Genomic DNA, 21,927 nt, shown 5'->3' with positions numbered 1-21,927 from the left:
TATCATGGATGAAGGAAGCAAATACAAAGTTTTGGCAGGTCAAATCCTTGAGAATATCGGCGGAAAACAAAACGTCGAGTCGTTTACTTACTGTATGACCCGCCTCCGGGTGACGCCAAAGGACGATCAGCTCGTTAACTCAGAAGCGATCAAACAGATCGATGGAGTTATCGGCGTTGTGAAAGCCGAAACCTTGCAGATCATTCTCGGAACAGGAATCGTAAACCGAGTCGCAGATGAGTTTGGAAAGCTCATCGGTTCCGCTGGTGATTTTGATTTAAAAGAAGCAGCCTCAAAAACGAAATCTGACATTAAAAAGAAAAACGCGACACCGTTTAAGCTCTTCCTTAGAAAAATCGCAAGCATCTTTATTCCTCTCATTCCGGCATTGGTCGCTTCCGGATTAATCAACGGGATTACTCAAGCCATTGTGCAGGCAGGTTGGCTATCAAAGGAATCCCAGCTCGCAATTATACTTTCAGTTATTGGAAAAGGGCTTTTTATGTATCTCGGCGTTTTAGTCGGAACGAACGCAGCCAAGGAATTCGGCGGCACCCCAGCTATGGGGGCATTGGCAGGTATATTGATTATTAATCCCGAGGTCGCCAACATCGTCCTTTTTGGCGAAAACCTGCTTCCCGGGCGAGGCGGACTGATCGGCGTGCTGCTTGCCGCGATCTTTATGGCTATTGTTGAAAAACAAGTGCGGCGCTTTATTCCTGAGTCCCTTGATATTATCGTCACGCCAACGATTGCCCTTCTGGTGACGGGGATTGTCACTTATGTCGTATTTATGCCAGTCGGCGGCTTTATTTCTGATGCGATAACATCAGGACTTCTCGCCGTATTGGATATTGGCGGTGTTGTTGCAGGTTTCATTCTGGGAGCAACCTTCCTTCCTCTTGTGGTCACCGGCCTGCACCAGGGTTTGACTCCCGTTCATTTGGAATTAATCAATGCCATTGGCGACGATCCTCTCCTCCCCATCCTGGCAATGGGTGGCGCCGGACAGGTTGGCGCGGCATTTGCCATCTATATGAAAACAAAGAAATCCCGCCTCAAAAAAGCCATTGGCGGCGGACTCCCTTCAGGATTACTTGGTATTGGCGAGCCACTCATATTCGGCGTTACCTTGCCGCTCGGCCGGCCTTTCTTAACCGCTTGCCTCGGGGCGGGTGTCGGCGGGGCTTTTCAAGCAGCTTTTCATGTCGCGACACATTCCGTCGGGGTGTCAGGGCTCCCTCTTATATTTCTCGTCAATCCGAATGAAGTAATTCTTTACGTGGTTGGCCTCCTCATTTCCTACGCCTTCGGATATCTTTTTACGTACTTGTTTGGATTTAAAGACGAAATGGCAGCAGAATTCGATTAATACCTAATAAGGAAATGAACAGGTCATACTAAAGACCTGTTCATTTTTGTCACATATGACTTCCTTACTGAATTCTATTTATTAAAGGATTTATCCTCCCTTCTGTTGAACACATTCATATTAGTAAAAAATTACTTCTCTATTCATTTCCTTGGCAACCATGTTCCCCGACACAACGTCTTTTTACAAATCATAATTGTTACTGACAAGGAGTGATACGAATGAAACGTTTCACTACAGGGAGCGTGTGCTTTCTGTTGATAATCTCGATCACTATGCCGGCATTCGCATCCAGATATAGCTTGACCAGCCTCAATCTGGATCTGACGCAGGAGGGGAATTCACCCATTTTGAAAAAATCAAAGCGGCCGGAAGAAACAGGATTTTCATCAGAAAAATTAAAAAAAGTCGATCAGCTGATTAAAAATGACATCAAAGATGGGTTCCCGGGTGCTACCATAGTCATCATCAAGGACGGGAAAATTGTCAAAAGCGACCAGTATGGTTATAAAAAGAAATACGAAGGTACCGAACTTTTAAAGCATCCTGCAAAAATGAAAAAGGATACTCTCTTTGATTTGGCCTCCAACACAAAGATGTATGCAACAAACTTTGCTCTCCAACGCTTGGTCAGTGAAGGGAAGCTTGATTTATATGAAAAGATTCAGCATTATCTTCCCGAATTTAAAGATAACGAAGATGATTCGATCAAAGGAAAAAATGACCTGAAAATTATTGACATTCTTCACCATTCTGCAGGATTCCCTGCAAGTATCCATTTTCACAACCCCGAAAGTGCAGGGGAGTTTTACTCACAGGATCGCGAGAAAACCCTCAGCCTTTTGCCAAAGATACCACTTATTTACGAGCCGGGTACAGAGCACATTTACAGCGACATCGACTATATGCTTCTTGGGCTCATTGTAGAAACAATTACCGGGAAACCAATGGATGAGTATTTGGAAAATGAATTTTATCAACCGCTCGGGCTAAAAAACACAATGTTTAATCCTTTACAAAAAGGCTATGAGGCAAAGGATTTTGCAGCTACTGAATTAATCGGAAACACGCGGGAAGGCATGTTTTATTTTCCTAACGTAAGAGCATATACACTGCAAGGCGAAGTACACGATGAAAAAGCTTTTTATTCCATGGACGGCATCTCAGGGCACGCAGGGCTTTTTTCTACGACTGAGGATCTGGCAGTCTTGCTGCAAACGATGCTGAATGGAGGCCGATATGGTAAGACCAAGCTCTTTGATCAGGAAACGATTGACCAATTCGTCCAACCTTCCGAAACAGATCCGACCTATGGGCTTGGCTGGAGACGAAACGGGTCCTCATCGATGGAATGGATGTTTGGCCCATATGCGAGTGAACATGCATACGGTCATACAGGCTGGACAGGAACAGTGACAATTATAGATCCTGAGTTCGATTTAGGAATTGTTCTACTAACCAATAAGAAACATTCACGCATCATTAATCCATTGGAAAACCCCAATCTTTTTGAGGGGGATGAGTTTGCAACCGGACAATACGGAGAAGTGGTTTCAGCGGTCTATGAAGCTTTAGAAAGACGGTAATTCCGTCTTTTCGCCTATTATTGTATAGACCACTATACCTATAAATAAGTTATTGCCAATAAACAAACAATAGCAGGAGAAATGGAGGAAAGAGCATGAAAGCAATAATGTGCGGCGTGTTGATTCTTTCGCTTGTATTTTTCGGCCAAGCCGGGACAGGAGCTGCAAGTGAACAGCTCCAAAATGCAAAAGACATTGTAAGCAGCATGACTCTCGAAGAAAAAATCGGGCAAATGTTAATGCCTGATTTTCGAAGCTGGAAAAAAGCAGGGGAAACATCGGCTTCAGGCTTAACGGAAATGAATGGCGAGGTTGCTGGGATTGTTGAAAAATATCATCTCGGAGGAGTCATCTTATTCGCTGAAAATGTCGTGGATACGGAGCAAACCGTCCGATTAACACACGGTTTTCAGCAGGCAAGCCCGGAAATTCCGTTACTCATGTCAATTGATCAAGAAGGCGGAATCGTAACAAGGCTGCAATCAGGTACGAACCTCCCTGGCAATATGGCGCTTGGGGCAACAAGAAATGAAAAACATGCCTATACGTCGGGGAAAATTATAGGCAAAGAGCTGCACTCATTAGGCCTGAATGTTAATTTCAGCCCGGTGCTTGATGTAAATAATAACCCCGGAAATCCAGTGATCGGCGTAAGATCCTACAGCTCTGAGCCCGGCCTTGTCGCAGGCCTTGGAATCGCGACAATGAAAGGACTACAGGATGAAAATATGTCAGTAACCGCAAAACATTTCCCGGGACATGGAGACACAGACACGGACAGCCACTATGGTCTGCCGCACGTTTCCCATGATGAAAAAAGGCTTCGCGAGGTCGAGCTTTACCCCTTTGAACAAGCGATAAATGCCGGTGTGGACGTAATAATGACGGCTCATGTCCAGTTCCCTGCCTTTGACGACACGACCTACATCAGCAAAAAAGACGGCCAGGAAATCATGGTTCCTGCGACTCTTTCCAAAAAGGTCATGACCGGTCTTCTCAGAGAAGAATTGGGATTTGACGGCTTGATTGTCACTGACGCATTAAATATGAAAGCTATCGCTGATAATTTTGGCCAGGAAGAAGCCGTCGTCATGGCTCTTCAAGCAGGTGTGGACATTGCTTTAATGCCTGCATCTGTCACCTCCCTCGAAGAGGAGTACCGTTTGGAAAACGTAGTCGAGACAGTAAAAGACGCTGTTTCAAACGGAAAGATCCCAATAGAACAAATCAACCAATCGGTCGAACGGATTCTCGCCTTAAAAATAGAGCGGGGCATCTATACTCCTGACACGTCTTCAATTGATGAAAAAGTTAACAACGCACTAGAAACGGTCGGCAGTAAAAAGCATCAGAAGCTGGAAAAGAAAATGGCAGAGGATGCCGTCACCGTTTTAAAAAATGAGGAGAAAACATTACCGTTCAAACCGAAGAAAAATGATCGCATTCTCATTCTTGCCCCGTTCGAGGACCAAGCAGAAGCAATGGAACGATCCATTCGCCAGATCAAAAAGCTAAGAAACTCGTCAATTGAAACGTATAGCTTCTCCGGACAAGTCGTAAACGATGAAGTCAAAGAGAAAATTGACCACGCCGATTACATTATCACGGGCTCTTATGTGATTCAAAATGATCCTGCCGTTCGGGACGGTGTCATCGATGACGTGATAGAGGATCCGAGCAAGTGGGCGACTGTTTTCCCTAGGGCTGCTATGAATTATGCCCAAGGACATGACAAGAAGTTTGTATTGATGAGCCTTAGAAACCCATACGACGCTGCAAATTTTGAGGAAGCAAAGGCTCTGATCGCCGTTTATGGATTTAAAGGCTATTCAAACGGCCGGTTCAGACAGCCGAACATCCCGGCAGGAATTGAGGCCATCTTCGGCAAATCTACGCCAAAAGGCAAGCTGCCGGTTGACATACCTTCGATCACAAATCCGGATGAAATATTATATGAGTACGGATATGGATTAAATCTCAAAAATGGAAAGCCGCTTGAATAAAGCAGGCATTGTAAATAGGGAGTATGAAGGGGGAAAGCAATTGAAAAAAACTGGAATTTCTCTAGTAACAGCTGTTTTTTTGGTCGGAGCATTGACCGGGACTAACGTATCAGCCGATCTCGAAACAGAAGGCAGGATGCACAAGGTAAAAACAGGAGTCGACATTCTGATAGCGGAAGAAAAGGATTTGCTGAAAGGGAAAAAGGTTGGACTTATTACCAATCCAACAGGTGTGAATGCAGACCTTACAAGCAGCGTCGATTTGTTACATGAGGAGTTTGAATTAACCGCTCTGTACGGGCCTGAACATGGAGTCCGCGGGGATGCCCAAGCAGGGGAATACGTTGATTTCTATATTGATGAAAAAACAGGACTGCCAGTGTATAGTCTTTACGGAAAAACAAGAAAGCCAACTCCGGAAATGCTGGAGAATGTCGAAGCACTCGTTTTTGATATTCAGGATATCGGCACAAGGTACTACACCTACATTTCAACCATGGCATATGCGATGGAAGCCGCCAAGGAAAATGATATTCCCTTTATCGTACTTGACCGCCCTAATCCGATTGGAGGAAAAAGCATAGATGGGCCCGTTCTTGAGACTGAGTTTTCATCCTTTATTGGACTTTATCCGATCCCTTTGCGCCATGGCATGACGGCTGGAGAGCTCGCTGCGCTCTTTAACGAAGAGTTTGGTATAGCTGCCGATCTTACAGTAGTGAAAATGAAAGGCTGGAGGCGTTCAATGAACTTTGACGACACGGGCCTTCCGTTTATCCTGCCCTCACCGAATATGCCAACGGTAAACAGTACTTTTGTTTATCCTGCAACAGGATTGATTGAAGGCACGAATCTTTCTGAAGGCAGAGGGACGACAAAGCCTTTTGAATTAATAGGAGCACCCTTTATAAACAGCACAGAGCTTGCCGAGCAATTAAACAACCTTTATTTGCCCGGTGTCCGATTCAGAGCAGCCTCCTTTACTCCGTCGTTCAGCAAGCACAGCGGTAAGCTAAGCCACGGAGTAGAGGTTTTTGTAACAGACCGGGACAAATTCAAACCGACCGAAACCGGGCTGCACATCATTAAAACCATACATGACCTATACCCTGACGACTTTAAATTCCTGGAAAACGGCCACTTTAATCTGCTAATGGGAAATGACTGGGTACAAGCAATGATTAAAAATGGCGCATCGGTTGAAGAAATTGTTAGTAACTATGAGAATGGTAAGAAAGACTTTATGAAAGTGCGTAAGAAGTACTTGCTTTACAATTAATGCATCGTTTCATGAGAGCTGTTTTTTGAGCTCTCTTTTTAAATGATCAGCCAATTCTATGCTGAACCTTCGCGAACAGGAACCGAAACAGGCTTATTTAAATATTTTCCGATTAAAAATCCATAAAATCCGGCGAGAACCTGCTGAAAAAGCATACTTGTAATCACGGGCACTGCCACAGGCGGAGGAAAGAAACCAACGGCAAGCACGGCTCCAACGCTAATATTTCTCATTCCGCCCGTGTAGATTAAAGAAATAATGACTTCTCTTGAATTTCGAAGCATCCTGCCTAATAACCAGGAGATTAAATAGCCTGAAAATGCCAAGATAAAGACGGTAAGAGCAGTCAACACGAACTTATAGTCTATGTGTTGAAAATATGGGGCAACGACCGAACTATTAATTGAAACAACAACAATTAATCCGAGCTTGGTAACCGGTGCAAGAAGCGTGCTTAAGCGCTTTGTTATTTTTGGGGCATATTGATTAAAGCCCATTCCCAAAAGAGAAGGAATCACAATCATTCCGAAAAGCCCTCTCATAATTCCCCAGACCTCCATATGAACCTGCTCTCCAACCAGTAAGGACAAGCTGAAAGGAACGATGAACGGAGAAAGAATCGTGTCGATTAAAATAATAGATAGTGTCAATCCAAGGTTCCCTTTATACATCGAAACCCAAATAACACTCGTAATGCCGGTTGGGATGATCATTCCCAGGATTAATCCAGTTATGGTATATGAATCTCCGTAAAAAAAGAGGTGGCCGGTACTCCAGGCAATAAGCGGCGCGATAATATGCAAGACAGCGATAACGATAATTAAAGGCAACGGATGCACAATCGCATGCTGAAATGATTTGAAGCTTGACCCTAAGCTTCCACCAAAAGTCATAAGGGCAAACACCCAAGGCACCAAAAAGGCTAAATACGAAAGATTGTCTGCAAGCAGTACGCCAGTAACGACACTAAGCGGCGTTAAAACAGGCATTACTTTTCCCAACGTGCGATTCAATTGTTGAAGCATACAAAAAACTCCTATTGATAATGAAAAGTCTTTTTAAATTTATTATACCAAAATTTAGAGATCCGAATGATACGAGAGAGGAAAAATTCGACCGAATGGGCGGAGAATAAGAAGTTGGAGAAAAAGGAATGGATAAACAAGCATGCTAAAAAGCCTTTTTTAGGCGTTTAAACTATAATTCTTTACAATTTGAACTGGAGCAACAGCAAGAATTCGTTCAGTGCGAAATGTTCGCATTTGATTTCTCGTATAACAAAAAGCTTTTACATGATCCTGCTCAATTTCAAAAACGTTAATCATTCTTTTGGAAAACTCGTTGCCTTTGTCATAAATGATCTCCACCGGCATGTTTTCTTTCATCGAACGCCTTAATAAAAAATCCATACTGTACTGTCGCTCCTTTCTTCATTTTTATCATAACACGAACAAACGTTCTTATCAATAACAGGTGGTTCAAAGACTGAATTCGATATGTTACAATTACCCATGTGTCATTTATTGTATTATTAACGAAATTTCCAAAAGAATTCCTTGATTTTCTATTGTAAATCTTTTATATTTATTGTAATATTTTGTACTATAAAGAATTTTATATCTGTTATCTTCTTGAAACGAGGTTGATTCGATGTTTTATTTGCCCTATAACCTGGAAGAAGAAATAGAGAATTTCAGAAGCCTATTGATTGAATGCGCCTTATCCATGGGATTTACCCACCCAAAAACAGTCGAGGTTAGTCAAGAGCTTGATGAGCTTATGAACATCCAACAATTGAATCCTAACCACTAATGCCTTCTTTTTTAGAAATGAAGAAAGTGCCGCAAAAGCAGCACCGAGGTTCGATTAAAGTTCAATCAGTTCAATGATTTCTCCATTTAAACCTTCGTAAAAGACTGTTTTCCAGCCGTTTTTCAGGCGGATAGGACCTTCACACGGCGCCAGCCCTTTGCACCTGAGCTTTCTCATCCATTCCGCCATATTTTCTATTTCCCACGTCATATGAGATCCATTCGTTACAAGCACTTTATCGTTTGCCTGAATCAATTCGATCCTCACATTCCCATGAATCAAAAAAGTGATGTCTTCATTATCTAAAGTTAACCGTTTTTCAACTTGAAAATGAAACATGGATTGATAAAATTTTTCAGCAGCGTACATATCAGCTACGTAAATTCCAACATGGTGCCATTTCATCATTTGCCTTTTAAAGGCAGAATAATGTTCATATCACCAAATTCGTGCCATAAGTAGTTTTTAGAAATTGCGTTTTGGTAGGCGGATAATAAGAACTCTTCCTGGACAAAAGAAGTAAGCATATCCAAGTGGCTCGCTTCCGGTTCGTGAAATCCCGTAATTAGTCCATCCGCTGCTCTCAGCGGATAATTTTTTGTGACATACAAGCTTGTCGTCCCTTCTTCTGCTTCGACCAAACCGTTTGCTCCTGCAGCAGTTTCCAATGCCCGGACGACTGTAGTTCCAACGGCAATGACTCTTTTTCCATTCCTTTTGGCTTCATTTATTTTTTCAGCTGTCGATTTAGGGACCGAATACGTTTCTGGATGTTTTTTTGGAGAGGGCCACTTGTCGTTTCCATAATAGCTTAACCCCGCATGAAGAGATAAAAATGCTATGCCAATCCCTTCTTTTTTCAAATCCTTAATCAGTTTCCAAGAAAACGCTCTTCCTGCCGAAGGCATTTCGACCGATCCGGGGGCGGTTGCAAATACTGTCTGATAAGCTTCAAGCGGCCAAGGATGATGAATATACTCATATCGAATCGGGTCGCCTGTTTCGTAAAATAGATGGAGCAAATCCGTACCTCGGGCTGAAAAGTCGATTTTAACAAGGGGCGGCTCGCTTCCATATCCAGTTATGATTGCTGAAACGCCATTGGAGAACTTGAGGTTTTCTCCAATATTTAAACGACTTTCAGGGAGAAGCACATCCCATTCCGAATCTGACAAACGTCGGGAAAGCCTGACTTCTACGCTTTTTCCGTTATGATTCGCACGTAGTACCGCCGGGATCGTTCGGCTATTATTAAAGATCAGCAAATCGCCCTTCTCTAAATAGCTTCTGATATGAACAAATTGATCATGCTTAAATTTTCCCGTTTGTCGGTCTAGAACCAATAATTTCACCTGATCACGAGCTGATAATCTTTTTTCCGGAGGATCTGCAGCATGTAAAGCTTCAGGAATATGAAATTTCATTAATGATGTATTCATTTGGACGCCCTTCTATCGAATACAAAATTTTGCGCCTCAAATCGTTTTCCGTGCTCTCCTTCTGATTCCAGTGAAGCCAAGTATAGAAATACACTCGTAATATCTTCAGGTCGCGCCAGTTCATAATCACAATCCGGAACGGCCACGTGATGCATCTCTGTATCCATTTCCCCAGGATCAACCATATTAACTCTTATATTTGTTTCCTTTAGCTCATCTGCCAGTGTTTCAGTTAAACCTTCCACTGCAAATTTGCTTATTCCGTAAGCTCCCCATTCAGCAAATCCTGTTTTTCCAGCTTCTGAAGTAATATTTATGATGGATCCGCTGTTTCTTATCAGCATTCCAGGAAGGACACGCTTTGTTACTAAAAAAGGATTTAATACATTCACATGAATCACATTTGAAAACTCATCCTCCGGGTAATCGGCTATGAGACATGGTCCAGGTCCAAAGATAGAAGCATTGTTAATCACGACATCTATTCTTCCAAAGGCTTCCTCTGTTAAAGAAACAAATCGGTCTACATCTCTTATGTTTGAAACATCGGCTGTGACAGCAAGCACTTCAGCTCCTAAACGTTCAGCTTCTATTTTTGCTACCTCAAGTTTTTCACTATTTCTCGCGCAAATCGCAAGCCTTGCCTTCTGTTTGGCAAATGCTACGAGAAGCGCATACCCAAGTCCCTTTGATGCCCCGGTTATCATAATGACTGGTTGTTGATTCAATTTCATCATCCCCATTTCTATTGTTGTTACTTTGATTATAGAAACGAAAAGGAGGAAAAGGATCAGCTGGATGATTGAAATTTATATGTATAATTAATGCGACTTTTTTTGCGGCTTTTGGCTGAAATGTGTAGTGCTCTACTATGCGTAACAAAATCTTCTGTTCAAGCCGCAACCCCCGTGCATGAAAACGTTTTAATTATAGGGGTTACCAGTGAAAAGAACTAATCATCATACGAAAATGTGTAATAATCATTTTCTTGTCTTTCTTTTTCTTTTTCCTCTGAAGTTTTATTTTTTCTTTTTTCTCTGTTTTCTTTACTGAAATAGTCTGTTATTCCGAAGGCAATTATAGCTGCCACAAGCAATCCGCATACGATTCGTGCAGCTTCCATTAGCATGACCATACCCCCTTATGAGTTCAATTTAATTCATATTTTTGGTAAAGTCTAGCACTAAGTTTTTCAAATAATCATATTAAAATTTATGGTTATTTGCTTTTTTACTAAAACAAACAGATGCACAACCGATAATATAGATGTAAATATATTTATAAAAGGGGAAATTTTAAAGTGAAGAAGTTTATTGCATTATTCTTAGCACTTGGTTTATCACTAGCTCTTGCTGCCTGTGGTAATTCGGATGTTTCAACCGGGAGCGAAGGCAATTCATCTGAAAAGAAAGATGAAAGCAAAGAAGATTCTAAAGAGAAACCAAAAGACGATGGTTCAAAAACAGTAGATGCTTCTAAAAATTCAACGGAAGCAGTTGGAATGAAAGTTTCTTTGGGAGAAATGAAAGTTGCCGCTGATAAAATTTCAGTAGGGATCAATCTTGAAAATACAACTGGTGACGCTCTTAACTTTTATCCAGATCAAGGACAAGCTGTTGTTGGTGACATGCAATTAGAAGCCAATCTGTTTATGACGAGTGGGGAAATCGGTGGAGAAGTTCAAGGCGGAGTGAAACAAGATGGCGTTATTGAGTTTTTAGCACCAGAAGGAAAAGAAATTGATGTTGCTTCTATCAAAGAGGTCAAACTACTATTCGGTGACGTAACCACTGCTGATTTCATGAAAACAAAAGCAGTAGAGTTCACGGTACCTGTGAAGTAGGTGATCGTAAATGAAAAGAACAACTGAATTTGTGTTAGGATTAATCGGTGGGATTTTTGGATTTATTGGTGCGATCATGGCACTTGCTATCGGAGGAATAGATGCAGCTGTTAATTCGACTGGATCAAGTGATATTATAGGTTTAGGATGGGGAGCGATATTCTTATCCATTCTTGGGATCGTAGCATCTGTAATTGTTAGGAAAAAGCCTAAATTAGGCGGAATATTACTTCTTGTTTCAGGAGTAGGCGGACTTATATGTATCTCACTATTTTATTTACTGCCTGCCGTTTTATTAATTATCCCAGGGATTATGGGTCTTGTCAGAAAAGATAAATCACAAAGCATTTCAGCTTAAATATAGCCCTATTCTTATAGGGCTTTTTTTCAAACAAAAATAGAATGTACGTTCCCTTAATAATAAATTAATTTTTATTTTGTGGGGATTTTTTGATATCACTACCTCAGATTAAATGATCTAATGGCATCTGAAGCAATAGAAAATTTGATGAATTGGGGACCAAAATAATCAAATGGTCTCCAATTCGTCCATTTATCAAAACATTCTAGTCTTAATTCTAACTTCAGGTTCGGTTTCTCCAATTATTTCTGAGTCTGAGTATGAGGAACGAAAAAATTCGCTCCTCAAAGAATGGCATATTAATAATTTTTTTGAATCTGTCCCCATGCAAAATAAAATTAAAAAAGGCTTCTACTCATAAGTGAGTAAAAGCCTGTTATATCAATGTTTATATGTAAGCTTCCAAGCGGGCTCGAACCGCTGACCTCTTCCTTATCATGGAGATAATGGTACAAGGCAGCAATATTCGACTTTATGACAAACCCTTATATATAAACGTTTTATGGCTTGCCATTAGGCTATTTCATGACACTTAAAATCAATTTCTGGTCAGTTTGGTCAGTTGTTTAGTCAGTTTGGTCGGTTACCCATACCTACTATTTAAAAGGTGTGGAAAAAATGGATTACAAAAAACTAAATCTAGAATGGAGAGTATTAATTCTGCATGCGTTAGAAATAGGAATCAAGCCGAATGAGATAAAAGAATTCTTTAAAAAATATGAGATACGGAAGCCGGAATAAAGTTGGGTAAGTATAATGAAGGCAAATTGTCGTAAACTAAAGAGGCTTCCATGTAAGAGGAAAGATCCACTCTGTCTCCCAAGCTGCAGAGTGGATCTTTCCTCATAAAGGTTAGTTGTGTTTCTCTAAGATGTGTTCTGGCAAAAATGATTTAACCTTGGAACGAGTTTTAGTTTTTTGCCGCAAACAAAAGGTAGCATTCAAGGATGATAATGTCAATAATTTGAGATGAATTTGAGATATATGAACCATCTGATATATAGAATGAAAAAAAGCGAGTAATCATTTTGGTTGCTCGCTTTTTTTACTGGGAAATCATCACCTGACGAAGAGCATATGTTCCTATACATTTTACTCTTGAAAGGCAGTGTGAAAAGGTTGAATTACAAAAAACTAGGTCGAATGGAGATTGTTGATCTTGCACGCCGCTGGAAATCGGAATAGCGCCAGATGAAATAAAAGAATTCTTTAAAAAATATGACATACGGAAGCCAAAATAAAAAAGCGTTTATTAAAGTTAAAACTGTCGTATACTAATAAAGCTTCCTAGCCAAGTATGTCTCCGAGCTGCTTCCTTAAGAAGGTTATTTTGTTTCACAAAGATGGTTCTTTTCGTAAAGGAGCTGTCTTTTTTCATGTATCCCGAATTTTCTTCAACCTTTAATACATTCTAATAAGAAAAGAATTAATTAGATTTAACTGAATAAATGTATGGATCAGCCGGAATAAAGAGGAGACCTCTAGACGATGGAGAAAGCCAAAATTAGTGTTATCCAACTATTTGCTTTGATGTTTATGTTTGACATGGGAACTTCGGTGGTCATAAGTTATGGAATAGAAGCCAAAAAAGACGCATGGATTGCCATTCTTTTAGGAATGTGTGGGGGAATGGTCTTATTTTTCATTTACTACTTTTTATTTCGTCAATACCCCAATTTACCGCTTACCGGATATGCTAGAAAAATATTAGGTAAGTATCTGGGGTGGGTTATTGGATTGTTATATATTGTGTATTTTTTATATGTTTCTGCCAGAAATACGCGTGATTTCGGCGATTTGCTTCTTTCATCGACATTTCAAGAAACTCCGTTATTAGCAATCATTATCTTATTCGTTCTTGTGATTTGTTATGTACTTTATCTAGGAATTGAAGTATTAGGACGTACAGCAGAAGTAATGATTGTCATTTTGCTCCTGTTTGGGGCAGCAGCAAACTTTTTGGTTCTTATTTCTGGTAATGTTGACTTAAACAATTTGCGACCATTTCTGGAAAACGGATGGAAACCCGTCTTAACGACAGCCTTTTGGGACACTACTCCTTTTCCTTTTGGTGAAATGATTGTCTTTACGATGCTGCTTCCTTATTTAAATCAATATAGATTAGTGAAAAAATTGTGGCTGTCTGCCTTGATTTCAAGCGGTCTGATCCTAAGTTGGACAGCAACTTTAAATGTTACTGTTCTTGGGATAGACGTGATGGAGAGAGCTACGTTTTCTACGTTAGCAACCATCGGAAGGGTTAACCTTTTCGAGTTTATACAGCGACTTGATGCTATTGTTGTTTTTACCATGCTGATGACGGTGTTTTTCAAGGCATCCATCTTTTTTTATGGTGCCCTAATCGGGATGGTGGATTTGTTCAAGTTAAAAAATCACAAACTGATTATTTTACCAATTAGTTGTATTCTCATATTTTTGTCAATGAATATAGCCACCAGTTTTACGGACCATTTAGAGGAAGGTAATGTAGCTTTACAGAAATTACACCCTTTTCTGGTTATGGTTATTCCATTGTTATTACTACTGGTAGCACTGATTCGTAATGTTTTTAAGAAGAAAGCGGAGGGTAAGAAGATGGGCTAAAAATACGATTCATCGATATTGTCTATGTTATTAGGTAATATCCTCCAATCAGAAAACTTTTTATCAGGAGAGTTAGTGATAGTTCTTACTTGAACAAAGACCAAGCTGTGTGAAATGAATGACAGCAAAGTCTTCCGCATCATTTTCAATAAGACTTCATCTCACGAACAGGTGACTCTGAGCATAATATCAAAACCGGCCGAACTGAAAAAGAGCAGCGTCAGATCGTAAGGAGCCTTATCGCGCAAAACAGGATTAAATGGGATAAGGATAAGAATAATTGGATTGCGTATACGGATGATGGCTTCATCTTTTGAGAAGCATGTGAAGGATTAGAAAGGGGACATGAATTTTACTAGGTTTGAGGATATTGTGGATTTAAAAAAGAATTAGTATGTACCGGAGAGAATTAATCTCTCCATAATGTCAGCAAAATAATAGGTTTTATTGTTTGACCCATTTTTGTTCCATTATCGTTGGTTTAATTTCAGTTGAAGATTCATTTTTATTAGAGGAATTATTTTCAGTTGAAGATTCTTTTTCAGTTGAAGAGGTAGGGGATCTATCTTCTTCATAATGTTCGCTCATGGTTTTTATCACTCCAATTTCTCAACTTTTTTATTTACTTAAAAAAATATATTTTTCCTTTTTTTCAAACATATTAATAATCATATTCTGAGTAAGGTCCAAGTGTTTGTGCATATTCGCTAAGTATTATAAAAAGTAGGATTACCACTTTTATGTGCATAAAACTACAAGAATCGGCGCCAGAGGCATGTTATGTACATTTTGAAACCCTCTCCAATCGGAAGAGTAATTCAATGGAACTTGTTTTTCCGTTACAGTTTATTGTGTATGATGATGGACATTTTTGTGATGTCACAGGGCTTGTGGAATACATAAACGAGAGAACAAAACGGCTTCATGTTGTGGATAGTAAGGGAGATACAAACCTGGTCAAATTTATGGATATTGTGAATATAAAGCGAAAATAAAAAAGCTCACCGATTGGTGGGCTTCTTCTCCAATGATATAAGAACAAAAACATTTGATTGCCATCGATGGTTAATATTCAGATGTCATGGTAAAGCTAATTGTAAAAAAAGGAATATTTCTAAAATGTTTGGATTAATTGTAGCTGCTCTTCTTTTTAATTTTATTGTATTTTATACAAATAAGCGATTAACCAAAATACAGATCGTAAACATATGGATGTTCACAATAGCCTTTCAATATCTTTGCGATATATATATCATTTTTAAGTATCATAGGTACTGGTATTTTACTAAGGGTGTTGATTGGGAGTCACTTCCTGCAATAACAGTATTAATTCCACCTGTTAATATCATGTTTTTAAGCTGGTATCCGTTCGGAAAACCTTTTTATAAACGAATCCTTTATTTTGTATACTGGGTTGCCGGAACAACCCTTTATGAAGCTGTCGCATTACTGCCTGAACCGTGGGGATATTTTCATCATGGTTGGTGGAATTTGTGGTATTCAGTGCTAATTAACCCAATATTATTAGGTATTGTTTTGATTTATTATAAATGGATATGCTATCTTGAAAAACTCGACTAATAGGTCTGATTGTGCCCGCCTTAACAGGTGGGTATTTTTTCTTGTTGAATAAGGAACAAATGTTAGCGTGTTATCAAATAAGAGGTACACTTAGATCTTTTAGAGTTTTACGCATGATGATTATGCCTATTCCCTCGTAATAACTTCTTGTTTTAACACGTTATAACGAAAAATAAACGAGATTGTATTTAAATGAATAAATAAGCATTGGCAAAAACAAACTAAGTAAAAGTCTTATTCCGGATTCAAGTACATTACTTAATTGGAGGTAACTTTCAAAGTGGAAATAGAACATAAATCTAATGCAAAACTAACGGCTCCAGAACTTGCAGGTCTTTGGGGTCAATTTATGAATGATACAATAGCAATATGTTTTAATAAATATGCTTTAGCAATAGTTGAAGACCCAGAAATCAAATCTATATATGAAACCGCATTAAACCTTTCACAAACCCATGTAAAAACAATAAAAGAGTTCTTTGAACAAGAAAAATATCCAATACCTCAAGGATTTACGGAACAAGATGTCAATTTAGAAGCCTCGCGTCTTTATACCGATACCTTTTTCTTAAATTATATTTATGTAATGACAATGCACGGGCTAACTGGATATGGTGTTGCTTTAGGAGTTTCTGCACGTCAAGATATTCGGCGATATTTTTCTAATTGTAATATTGAATCAATAGAACTTTATAACACAATACTTGATGTGATGTTATCAAAAGGATTATATACAAGACCTCCATACATAAATCCGCCTGAGATTGCCGGATTAGCGGAAAAGCAAAACTTTTTAACAGGATGGTTTGGAGACCGGAGACCGTTGACCTCTACTGAAATAGGTAATATTAACTTTAATATGATTAAAACATATTTAAGTAAAGCTTTGACGCTTGGGTTTAGTCAAGTGGCGAATACGCAAGAAGTTCGTGAATATTTCGTAAGAGGGACGAAGATATCTTCTAAACATACTGAAGTGTTTAGTTCGGTATTTAGTGAAGACAATCTCAATTTTCCCATATCGTGGGATTCTATGGTAACTAATTCAACAAATACACCATTTTCCGATAAATTAATGATGTATCATATTGGTTTTTTAACAACTTCTGCAGTTGCTTATTATGGAGCTGCATTAGCAACTAGTCAAAGAAGAGATTTAGCTATACATTATACACGACTTACAGCTGAACTTATGAAATATGCAGAAGATGGTACAAATATAATGATTAAAAATGGTTGGATGGAAAAACCACCAACCGCAGATGACCGTATGGCTTTATCAAAAGGAAAAAAGAAATAATGATTGACAATGAAAAAGTCAAAACAAATCGAAGCATTACTTTGGAGCATTGCGTTACCTGGCTTTGCACAAATTTTAAACGGTAATTTATTTAAAGGGGTTCTTTTCATTGGTCTTGAATTTTTAGTAAACGTTCAAGCAAACTTTAATGAAGTGATTATTTTAAGTTTTCATGGAGAAATTGATCATGCGATTAAACAAACTGATTATCAATGGCTTATGTTTTATCCTTGTCTTTATATGTTCGCAATGTGGGACGCTTACAGGGACGCAGGAGCCGGGAAGGAACCATATTCATTCTTTCCCTTTTTGTTTGTTGCCTACTTCGTAACAGTGGGAACCATTTATTCCCCTATACTAACGATATTTGGGACAAGATTAGGACCCGTGTGGCTCCCAATTTTGTGTGTTATTTTAGGATCACTCGTCGGGTTTTTATTAAAAAAGATTTTTAGGAAAAAGCAGAGGGGGTAATTTAAATCTCATATAACAAGCTAACCGTTGATGGGCTTAGAATTAATCTCAAACTCACATATTTTAATTTGATATCGGAGAAATTATTACTAGGAAATAAAAAGTTGGAGGAATTTTAATGCAAACAGAACATCATGTTGATTTAACATCTGCGGAAATGGGCAATCTTTGGACGGCTTACCAAAATGATACGATGATCATTTGTGTCGTTAAATATGCTCTAGCCACTGTTCAAGATACGGAAATTCGTAGCGTTTTAGAATTTGCGTTACAGTTATCTCAATCACATGTGCAACAATTAACTGCTATGTTTAACGAAGAACAACTTCCGATTCCGGATGGATTTAACGAAAATGAGGATCTTAATTTACAAGCCCCTCCTTTATTTACGGATACTTTCTTTCTGACATACATTCACAATATGGGCAAAATCGGAATTGAATCATATGGGTTGGCCCTAGCTAATTCCTCTCGATTAGACCAATGTCAATATTTCACCAACTGTCTAACTGAATACACTCAACTATTTAACCAAGCATTACAGGTATTGTTATCAAAGGGAAACCATACGAGATCTCCGCATATTCCAAAACCAAAACAGGTTCAATACGTTCAAAAACAAAGTTATTTAACAGGTTGGTTTGGAAAGCGCAGACCTCTTAATTCATTAGAAATTTCGAATATCTATTTTAGTATGATACGAAATATATTAGGAAAAGCATTGGTCACGGGATTCAGTCAAGTAGCGAGGTCTCAAGAGGTTCGTAACTACTTGATAAGAGGAAGAGACATTTCAGCCAAACATATTGAAATTTTCGGCTCCATATTAAGTGAGGATCACCTGCCACCAGCTAGTAAATGGGATGCTGAAGCAACTGATTCAACGGTTGCCCCATTTTCCGATAAACTGATGATGTTTCACGTAACAGCTTTAATTTCGATAGGAATCACCCATTATGGAGCTTGTCTTGGGACAAGTCCAAGACGCGATTTAGGAGCTCTTTATCCTCGTTTAATGGCGGAAATTGTACAATATTCAGAAGATGGAGCCAATATAATGATTGATAACGGTTGGCTAGAGCAACCGCCACAAGCATCGGATCGAGATCAGTTAGCCAATAAACAGTGAATGCAATCTCCGGATTTTTATAGTTGTCGGGCTTGCTGTCGGTAACTGGTCCGTATTCACCATCTCCTTGTTGACGGATAGACACCTTTCCTAACGGAAGGTGCGGAAACAAAGATGGTTCTTTTCAAAAAAAGAGCCATCTTTTTTTAATTGAAACAAGAACATGTGTTAACGATTTCCAATGACAATAAAATAAAAAACGAGCATTCCCAAAAAAGGAATACTCGCCATTGTTCTTTCTTATCGTCAAAACCGATAAGAGTTCTAACACCAGTAAATTGAATATACATTTTCATATGTTGATTTTCAAGTCCCCAAATTTAAAAACATAGCCCACAAAATTTGTAGGCTATTGAAAAGCTTAATTTGACGGGATTTTTTGGGCTGCCCGTTTTCAAGTCTCTAAATTGAAGTTTAGTCTGCTTTAAACTAGCTGAAATATGACATATATAACAACTTCAGCTACAAGCAAATAAATAATGTACCTGGAATAATTATATACGTCATCTTCATAATTTTTTTACCTTTGAAAGTCCATGCGAATAAACCCAATAGTGTTATTAATAAGATGATCTCACTTATTAGTTTAAAAGACATGCTTCCTCCCCCATTACAGGTTATGCTTTACCACTCATTTCGACATTGCCATCCGTAGTAACCCAACTCGATTGCAATAGTTGCTGCACTAACTTTAAAACCGGCTTTAATTAACGAATTAAAAATCAATCTGGCAGCTAAATCATATTGCTTTGTTGTGATGTAGGTCCAGATATAACCTTGTAACCATTGTCTTGCAATATTACCATAACTGTTTGCCATTTTGTTGACAACACATTTACCGAAAGATGTAGCACTAGCATCTTGAAAGTCAGAAGTTGTTGCACCAGCAACCTCAGATTTTTGACATGAACCTGAGGAAACGGAATCGGTCTGCATCAACTCTTTCAATCTTACAGCTGCAGGATCTCCCGTCGAAACTTTTGCATTAAACAATTCTTTAACTTTAACCTTATATCCTTCATCTGTAAATTCCCCAACTTCTTCAAAATAAAATTTTAACACTTTCTCCAATTCCTTTTCTGAAGCCTGATCAGAAACTGTTGCATTCAATTCGCTTGCCTGGGCCTGTGAGAACTGAGGTAAAACAAAGGTCACCAACATTAATTTTCTGATTCATACCAAAGTATTTTTCCATTAAATCCCTATATATTGGATATAATAAGGTGACAAATAAAGATATAGTCGAAATTGTAAGAGCCTTACTTAACCCGTCTATTGAGCTATTTCTTACAAATAAAATCAATACTACTATCATAATTAATGGCGCAACAGAAATAAGAACTTTTGATTTGTTAAATACTTTGACTGGCTTTTTAAGTTTGTAAATTAAATGTAGTTCAGAATCTAATTTCTCTAACATCTTTTTATTAATATCATTTTCCTTCAAAACTCTTCCCCCTCATCAAATTTCACACGCTTCACCTTTCCCTGATGAGTAATGATCTTAGTCTCACCATGAGGAGGAAGCTTGGTCATTTTTGCTGTTCCTTCGCTGACTACAATAGCAAAGTTTTCCTGCTCTTCCATTACATCAACTTCTAGTCTCATTGTACTAGGATCGATTTTCAATTCTTTCAGTCTCATAATGTTCCCTCCTAATAAATGGCCAAAAGTCGATAATCATGCTTGTTTCATTAAATGGCGATTACAAGCCTTTTTTAGGGCATTTATTGTTGTGTATTTTCAACGTACCAAGATAAAAACTATCAACTTCCCCTGAAATTTATTTATTGTTTCAATTTTTCATGTCCATTAGTTTAATAATCTAGTATAATTCTTTTCTAAAAGGACGGAGGGATCTAATGGAAAACAAGTTCGACATGTATTTTAAAATTATTTTATTGCTTTTCTTAGGGATAATTGCCATAAGTCTTATATACATAGTATTTGAGTTATCCGAGTTATCCAACATTTCATCTAAGATTTTTGACCTTACTGATGTTATAAGAGTAGTTAGTGGGATTGGGGGATAAATAGCTCCCCCTTATTTATTAGCTCTCTTTCTATTGCACAGTAGTTGTCCATTCATCCAAACAACCCTGGCAAAATCAAAATAGCAAGGAGTGCTACAGCACCTGCCCCGGTGAATACAGCTATTAAAGCTTTCTCACGTTTCGCCATGACCACGCCGTTTGTCACAACCAAATCCTAATTTCGTTCAGCCATCGCAATGATTACTCAGCCGGAACCTTATATTTCTTTGACAGATATTCCACCGTCAGCACCTGATTCTTAGCAGCAAGAACGGAATGTTTAATTTGAGTTTGCAAAGGTATCATTCGGGATCACCTGCCAGTGCTTTTCTTGCTACTTACCTCTATCCTTTAAGATATCCGCTTCACCATGACCAAAGTAATCATCACAGTCAGAATAAAAACTCAATGCTTTTTTCAACCGTTCATTTTTCTTCCGAAGCTTAGTTGCTTTTTCACGAAGTTTGGCTTCCTTTTCAGCTTTAACAACCAAATAATCAAACGACTCTTTCCTAATTTCTACAATGTACGTATCCTCAAATATCGTTGTACGGATGCTGGCTTCATTCACAATTTCCTGTTCCTATCTTTTGAGCCAAGGTTACAGCATGAAAGTGATCCAAGAGCGACTCGGCCATAAAGATTACCAAACCACGATGAACATCTATGCTCATGTGTCAAAAAAGATGAATCAAGAAGCCGGAAAAGCTTTTCCGAGGATAAAAAAATGAAATTGGTCGGTTGTTTGGTCGGTTGTTAAATTCAGAGCATCAAAAAAGGTTTCTCCTATGATGGAGAAACCTTGTCATATCAACGTTTATTCGGAAGCTTCCAAGCGGGCTCGAACCGCTGACCTCTTCCTTACCATGGAAGTGCTCTACCTACTGAGCTATGGAAGCATGGCTCCGCAGGTAGGATTCGAACCTACGACCGATCGGTTAACAGCCGATAGCTCTACCACTGAGCTACTGCGGAATGGTCATAAAGCCGTTCAGTTTAAGCAAATAAAAAAAACTAGCTTGGCGGCGTCCTACTCTCACAGGGGGAATCCCCCAACTACCATCGGCGCTGAAGAGCTTAACTTCCGTGTTCGGCATGGGAACGGGTGTGA

At 39.0% G+C, this 21,927-nt stretch carries 26 protein-coding genes, 2 tRNA genes and 1 rRNA gene; 15 read left to right on the top strand and 14 right to left on the bottom strand.

Annotation, left to right across the window (positions count from 1 at the left end; genetic code table 11):
• Positions 1 to 4 precede the first annotated feature (4 nt).
• The 4 genes from JOC74_RS13655 to JOC74_RS13640 all read left to right on the top strand — a co-directional run bounded on the left by JOC74_RS13655 (position 5) and on the right by JOC74_RS13640 (position 6,240).
• Positions 5 to 1,372 (top strand): PTS transporter subunit EIIC, encoded by a 1,368-nt coding sequence (locus JOC74_RS13655; protein WP_211086181.1) that lies wholly within the window; start codon positions 5 to 7, stop codon positions 1,370 to 1,372.
• Positions 1,373 to 1,593: 221 nt separating this feature from the next.
• On the top strand, positions 1,594 to 2,958 hold the full coding sequence (gene pbp4b / locus JOC74_RS13650; protein WP_280882379.1) for a penicillin binding protein PBP4B: 1,365 nt from the start codon (positions 1,594 to 1,596) through the stop codon (positions 2,956 to 2,958).
• A 95-nt stretch (positions 2,959 to 3,053) separates the two neighbouring features.
• Positions 3,054 to 4,961, top strand: coding sequence for a glycoside hydrolase family 3 protein (locus JOC74_RS13645; RefSeq protein WP_211086180.1), 1,908 nt, complete (start codon positions 3,054 to 3,056; stop codon positions 4,959 to 4,961).
• A 136-nt stretch (positions 4,962 to 5,097) separates the two neighbouring features.
• Positions 5,098 to 6,240: an exo-beta-N-acetylmuramidase NamZ family protein gene (locus JOC74_RS13640; protein WP_376773400.1), complete on the top strand. Its 1,143-nt coding sequence runs from the start codon at positions 5,098 to 5,100 to the stop codon at positions 6,238 to 6,240.
• Positions 6,241 to 6,296: 56 nt separating this feature from the next.
• Here JOC74_RS13640 and JOC74_RS13635 read toward each other — a convergent pair whose 3' ends face one another.
• A complete protein-coding gene (locus JOC74_RS13635; protein WP_053605236.1) occupies positions 6,297 to 7,265 on the bottom strand; it encodes a bile acid:sodium symporter family protein in 969 nt (322 codons plus the stop codon).
• Positions 7,266 to 7,424: 159 nt separating this feature from the next.
• Entirely contained in the window at positions 7,425 to 7,649 is a 225-nt protein-coding gene (locus tag JOC74_RS13630) for a hypothetical protein (RefSeq protein ID WP_053605235.1), read from the bottom strand.
• 241 nt (positions 7,650 to 7,890) lie between these two features.
• On the opposite strand from JOC74_RS13630, the gene JOC74_RS13625 reads away from it, so the two are divergent.
• Positions 7,891 to 8,052, top strand: coding sequence for an aspartyl-phosphate phosphatase Spo0E family protein (locus tag JOC74_RS13625; RefSeq protein WP_082364199.1), 162 nt, complete (start codon positions 7,891 to 7,893; stop codon positions 8,050 to 8,052).
• A gap of 54 nt (positions 8,053 to 8,106) precedes the next feature.
• Here JOC74_RS13625 and JOC74_RS13620 read toward each other — a convergent pair whose 3' ends face one another.
• From JOC74_RS13620 to JOC74_RS13605, 4 genes are all read right to left on the bottom strand, one after another.
• The gene (locus JOC74_RS13620) at positions 8,107 to 8,457 is read right to left on the bottom strand and encodes a VOC family protein (RefSeq protein ID WP_053605234.1); all 351 of its coding nucleotides are present in this window, start codon (positions 8,455 to 8,457) and stop codon (positions 8,107 to 8,109) included.
• Positions 8,457 to 9,491 carry an S-adenosylmethionine:tRNA ribosyltransferase-isomerase gene (locus JOC74_RS13615; protein ID WP_211086179.1) on the bottom strand — a complete coding sequence of 345 codons (1,035 nt, stop codon included), beginning with the start codon at positions 9,489 to 9,491 and terminating at the stop codon, positions 8,457 to 8,459. Before JOC74_RS13615 ends, JOC74_RS13620 begins: the two co-directional genes overlap by 1 nt.
• Positions 9,488 to 10,225: an SDR family oxidoreductase gene (locus tag JOC74_RS13610; RefSeq protein WP_082364197.1), complete on the bottom strand. Its 738-nt coding sequence runs from the start codon at positions 10,223 to 10,225 to the stop codon at positions 9,488 to 9,490. The genes JOC74_RS13615 and JOC74_RS13610 overlap by 4 nt, the downstream gene beginning before the upstream one ends.
• 218 nt (positions 10,226 to 10,443) lie before the next feature.
• Positions 10,444 to 10,620 (bottom strand): hypothetical protein, encoded by a 177-nt coding sequence (locus JOC74_RS13605; RefSeq protein ID WP_158320325.1) that lies wholly within the window; start codon positions 10,618 to 10,620, stop codon positions 10,444 to 10,446.
• A gap of 171 nt (positions 10,621 to 10,791) precedes the next feature.
• Here JOC74_RS13605 and JOC74_RS13600 point away from each other — a divergent pair, with 171 nt between their 5' ends.
• The 4 genes from JOC74_RS13600 to JOC74_RS13585 all read left to right on the top strand — a co-directional run bounded on the left by JOC74_RS13600 (position 10,792) and on the right by JOC74_RS13585 (position 14,299).
• A complete protein-coding gene (locus tag JOC74_RS13600; RefSeq protein ID WP_053605231.1) occupies positions 10,792 to 11,334 on the top strand; it encodes a hypothetical protein in 543 nt (180 codons plus the stop codon).
• A 10-nt stretch (positions 11,335 to 11,344) separates the two neighbouring features.
• On the top strand, positions 11,345 to 11,692 hold the full coding sequence (locus JOC74_RS13595) for a DUF4064 domain-containing protein (RefSeq protein ID WP_211086178.1): 348 nt from the start codon (positions 11,345 to 11,347) through the stop codon (positions 11,690 to 11,692).
• A gap of 621 nt (positions 11,693 to 12,313) precedes the next feature.
• Positions 12,314 to 12,436, top strand: coding sequence for a DNA-binding anti-repressor SinI (sinI, locus tag JOC74_RS13590; RefSeq protein ID WP_148564348.1), 123 nt, complete (start codon positions 12,314 to 12,316; stop codon positions 12,434 to 12,436).
• A 747-nt stretch (positions 12,437 to 13,183) separates the two neighbouring features.
• Positions 13,184 to 14,299 carry a GerAB/ArcD/ProY family transporter gene (locus JOC74_RS13585; protein ID WP_053605230.1) on the top strand — a complete coding sequence of 372 codons (1,116 nt, stop codon included), beginning with the start codon at positions 13,184 to 13,186 and terminating at the stop codon, positions 14,297 to 14,299.
• 444 nt (positions 14,300 to 14,743) lie between these two features.
• Here JOC74_RS13585 and JOC74_RS13580 read toward each other — a convergent pair whose 3' ends face one another.
• Positions 14,744 to 14,887, bottom strand: a complete 144-nt coding sequence (locus tag JOC74_RS13580) for a hypothetical protein (RefSeq protein ID WP_158320324.1) — start codon at positions 14,885 to 14,887, stop codon at positions 14,744 to 14,746.
• Positions 14,888 to 15,039: 152 nt separating this feature from the next.
• Between JOC74_RS13580 and JOC74_RS13575 the strand changes: the two genes are divergently transcribed.
• The 5 genes from JOC74_RS13575 (at position 15,040) to JOC74_RS13555 (ending at position 18,783) form a co-directional block, all read left to right on the top strand.
• Positions 15,040 to 15,294, top strand: a complete 255-nt coding sequence (locus JOC74_RS13575) for a YolD-like family protein (RefSeq protein ID WP_225970275.1) — start codon at positions 15,040 to 15,042, stop codon at positions 15,292 to 15,294.
• Between the two features lie 124 nt (positions 15,295 to 15,418).
• Positions 15,419 to 15,880 carry a hypothetical protein gene (locus JOC74_RS13570; protein WP_053605229.1) on the top strand — a complete coding sequence of 154 codons (462 nt, stop codon included), beginning with the start codon at positions 15,419 to 15,421 and terminating at the stop codon, positions 15,878 to 15,880.
• 280 nt (positions 15,881 to 16,160) lie between these two features.
• Positions 16,161 to 17,180: a DUF3231 family protein gene (locus JOC74_RS13565; protein WP_225970274.1), complete on the top strand. Its 1,020-nt coding sequence runs from the start codon at positions 16,161 to 16,163 to the stop codon at positions 17,178 to 17,180.
• A 9-nt stretch (positions 17,181 to 17,189) separates the two neighbouring features.
• On the top strand, positions 17,190 to 17,654 hold the full coding sequence (locus tag JOC74_RS13560; RefSeq protein ID WP_053605228.1) for a hypothetical protein: 465 nt from the start codon (positions 17,190 to 17,192) through the stop codon (positions 17,652 to 17,654).
• 118 nt (positions 17,655 to 17,772) lie between these two features.
• A complete protein-coding gene (locus tag JOC74_RS13555) occupies positions 17,773 to 18,783 on the top strand; it encodes a DUF3231 family protein (protein ID WP_053605227.1) in 1,011 nt (336 codons plus the stop codon).
• A 624-nt stretch (positions 18,784 to 19,407) separates the two neighbouring features.
• Here JOC74_RS13555 and JOC74_RS13550 read toward each other — a convergent pair.
• From JOC74_RS13550 to JOC74_RS13535, 4 genes are all read right to left on the bottom strand, one after another.
• Positions 19,408 to 19,893: a hypothetical protein gene (locus tag JOC74_RS13550; protein WP_225970273.1), complete on the bottom strand. Its 486-nt coding sequence runs from the start codon at positions 19,891 to 19,893 to the stop codon at positions 19,408 to 19,410.
• On the bottom strand, positions 19,874 to 20,230 hold the full coding sequence (locus tag JOC74_RS13545; protein WP_148564347.1) for a hypothetical protein: 357 nt from the start codon (positions 20,228 to 20,230) through the stop codon (positions 19,874 to 19,876). Before JOC74_RS13545 ends, JOC74_RS13550 begins: the two co-directional genes overlap by 20 nt.
• On the bottom strand, positions 20,227 to 20,427 hold the full coding sequence (locus JOC74_RS13540) for an XtrA/YqaO family protein (protein WP_053605225.1): 201 nt from the start codon (positions 20,425 to 20,427) through the stop codon (positions 20,227 to 20,229). The genes JOC74_RS13545 and JOC74_RS13540 overlap by 4 nt, the downstream gene beginning before the upstream one ends.
• Before the next feature lie 723 nt (positions 20,428 to 21,150).
• Positions 21,151 to 21,387, bottom strand: coding sequence for a hypothetical protein (locus JOC74_RS13535; RefSeq protein WP_053605224.1), 237 nt, complete (start codon positions 21,385 to 21,387; stop codon positions 21,151 to 21,153).
• Between JOC74_RS13535 and JOC74_RS23565 the strand changes: the two genes are divergently transcribed.
• Positions 21,341 to 21,547 (top strand): tyrosine-type recombinase/integrase, encoded by a 207-nt coding sequence (locus JOC74_RS23565; RefSeq protein WP_082364193.1) that lies wholly within the window; start codon positions 21,341 to 21,343, stop codon positions 21,545 to 21,547. The two genes, JOC74_RS13535 and JOC74_RS23565, sit on opposite strands and share 47 nt — an antisense overlap.
• A gap of 95 nt (positions 21,548 to 21,642) precedes the next feature.
• Here the strand turns inward: JOC74_RS23565 and JOC74_RS13525 are convergent.
• The 3 genes from JOC74_RS13525 to rrf form a co-directional block, all read right to left on the bottom strand.
• Positions 21,643 to 21,715, bottom strand: a tRNA-Thr gene (locus JOC74_RS13525).
• Position 21,716: 1 nt separating this feature from the next.
• Positions 21,717 to 21,791: transfer RNA gene (locus JOC74_RS13520), tRNA-Asn, on the bottom strand.
• A gap of 42 nt (positions 21,792 to 21,833) precedes the next feature.
• A 5S ribosomal RNA gene (gene rrf / locus JOC74_RS13515) occupies positions 21,834 to 21,927 on the bottom strand; the annotation flags it as partial.

Origin of the sequence: Bacillus capparidis (assembly GCF_017832095.1) — a bacterium.
Taxonomy (GTDB): Bacteria; Bacillota; Bacilli; order Bacillales; family Bacillaceae; genus Bacillus; species Bacillus gobiensis.
This window is presented reverse-complemented; position numbering and strand designations above follow the sequence as displayed.

What these genes read in the sequence shown, in the direction of transcription:
- JOC74_RS13615 (WP_211086179.1), bottom strand. Translation starts at nt 9,491, where the DNA reads ATGAATACATCATTAATGAAATTTCATATTCCTGAAGCTTTACATGCT.
- sinI (WP_148564348.1), top strand. Translation starts at nt 12,314, where the DNA reads ATGGATTACAAAAAACTAAATCTAGAATGGAGAGTATTAATTCTGCAT.
- JOC74_RS23565 (WP_082364193.1), top strand. Translation starts at nt 21,341, where the DNA reads ATGTACGTATCCTCAAATATCGTTGTACGGATGCTGGCTTCATTCACA.
- JOC74_RS13560 (WP_053605228.1), top strand. Translation starts at nt 17,190, where the DNA reads ATGAAAAAGTCAAAACAAATCGAAGCATTACTTTGGAGCATTGCGTTA.
- JOC74_RS13595 (WP_211086178.1), top strand. Translation starts at nt 11,345, where the DNA reads ATGAAAAGAACAACTGAATTTGTGTTAGGATTAATCGGTGGGATTTTT.
- pbp4b (WP_280882379.1), top strand. Translation starts at nt 1,594, where the DNA reads ATGAAACGTTTCACTACAGGGAGCGTGTGCTTTCTGTTGATAATCTCG.
- JOC74_RS13625 (WP_082364199.1), top strand. Translation starts at nt 7,891, where the DNA reads ATGTTTTATTTGCCCTATAACCTGGAAGAAGAAATAGAGAATTTCAGA.
- JOC74_RS13540 (WP_053605225.1), bottom strand. Translation starts at nt 20,427, where the DNA reads ATGAGACTGAAAGAATTGAAAATCGATCCTAGTACAATGAGACTAGAA.
- JOC74_RS13630 (WP_053605235.1), bottom strand. Translation starts at nt 7,649, where the DNA reads ATGGATTTTTTATTAAGGCGTTCGATGAAAGAAAACATGCCGGTGGAG.
- JOC74_RS13610 (WP_082364197.1), bottom strand. Translation starts at nt 10,225, where the DNA reads ATGAAATTGAATCAACAACCAGTCATTATGATAACCGGGGCATCAAAG.
- JOC74_RS13640 (WP_376773400.1), top strand. Translation starts at nt 5,098, where the DNA reads ATGCACAAGGTAAAAACAGGAGTCGACATTCTGATAGCGGAAGAAAAG.
- JOC74_RS13605 (WP_158320325.1), bottom strand. Translation starts at nt 10,620, where the DNA reads ATGCTAATGGAAGCTGCACGAATCGTATGCGGATTGCTTGTGGCAGCT.
- JOC74_RS13585 (WP_053605230.1), top strand. Translation starts at nt 13,184, where the DNA reads ATGGAGAAAGCCAAAATTAGTGTTATCCAACTATTTGCTTTGATGTTT.
- JOC74_RS13655 (WP_211086181.1), top strand. Translation starts at nt 5, where the DNA reads ATGGATGAAGGAAGCAAATACAAAGTTTTGGCAGGTCAAATCCTTGAG.
- JOC74_RS13635 (WP_053605236.1), bottom strand. Translation starts at nt 7,265, where the DNA reads ATGCTTCAACAATTGAATCGCACGTTGGGAAAAGTAATGCCTGTTTTA.
- JOC74_RS13555 (WP_053605227.1), top strand. Translation starts at nt 17,773, where the DNA reads ATGCAAACAGAACATCATGTTGATTTAACATCTGCGGAAATGGGCAAT.
- JOC74_RS13575 (WP_225970275.1), top strand. Translation starts at nt 15,040, where the DNA reads ATGTGCATAAAACTACAAGAATCGGCGCCAGAGGCATGTTATGTACAT.
- JOC74_RS13580 (WP_158320324.1), bottom strand. Translation starts at nt 14,887, where the DNA reads ATGAGCGAACATTATGAAGAAGATAGATCCCCTACCTCTTCAACTGAA.
- JOC74_RS13645 (WP_211086180.1), top strand. Translation starts at nt 3,054, where the DNA reads ATGAAAGCAATAATGTGCGGCGTGTTGATTCTTTCGCTTGTATTTTTC.
- JOC74_RS13620 (WP_053605234.1), bottom strand. Translation starts at nt 8,457, where the DNA reads ATGAAATGGCACCATGTTGGAATTTACGTAGCTGATATGTACGCTGCT.
- JOC74_RS13570 (WP_053605229.1), top strand. Translation starts at nt 15,419, where the DNA reads ATGTTTGGATTAATTGTAGCTGCTCTTCTTTTTAATTTTATTGTATTT.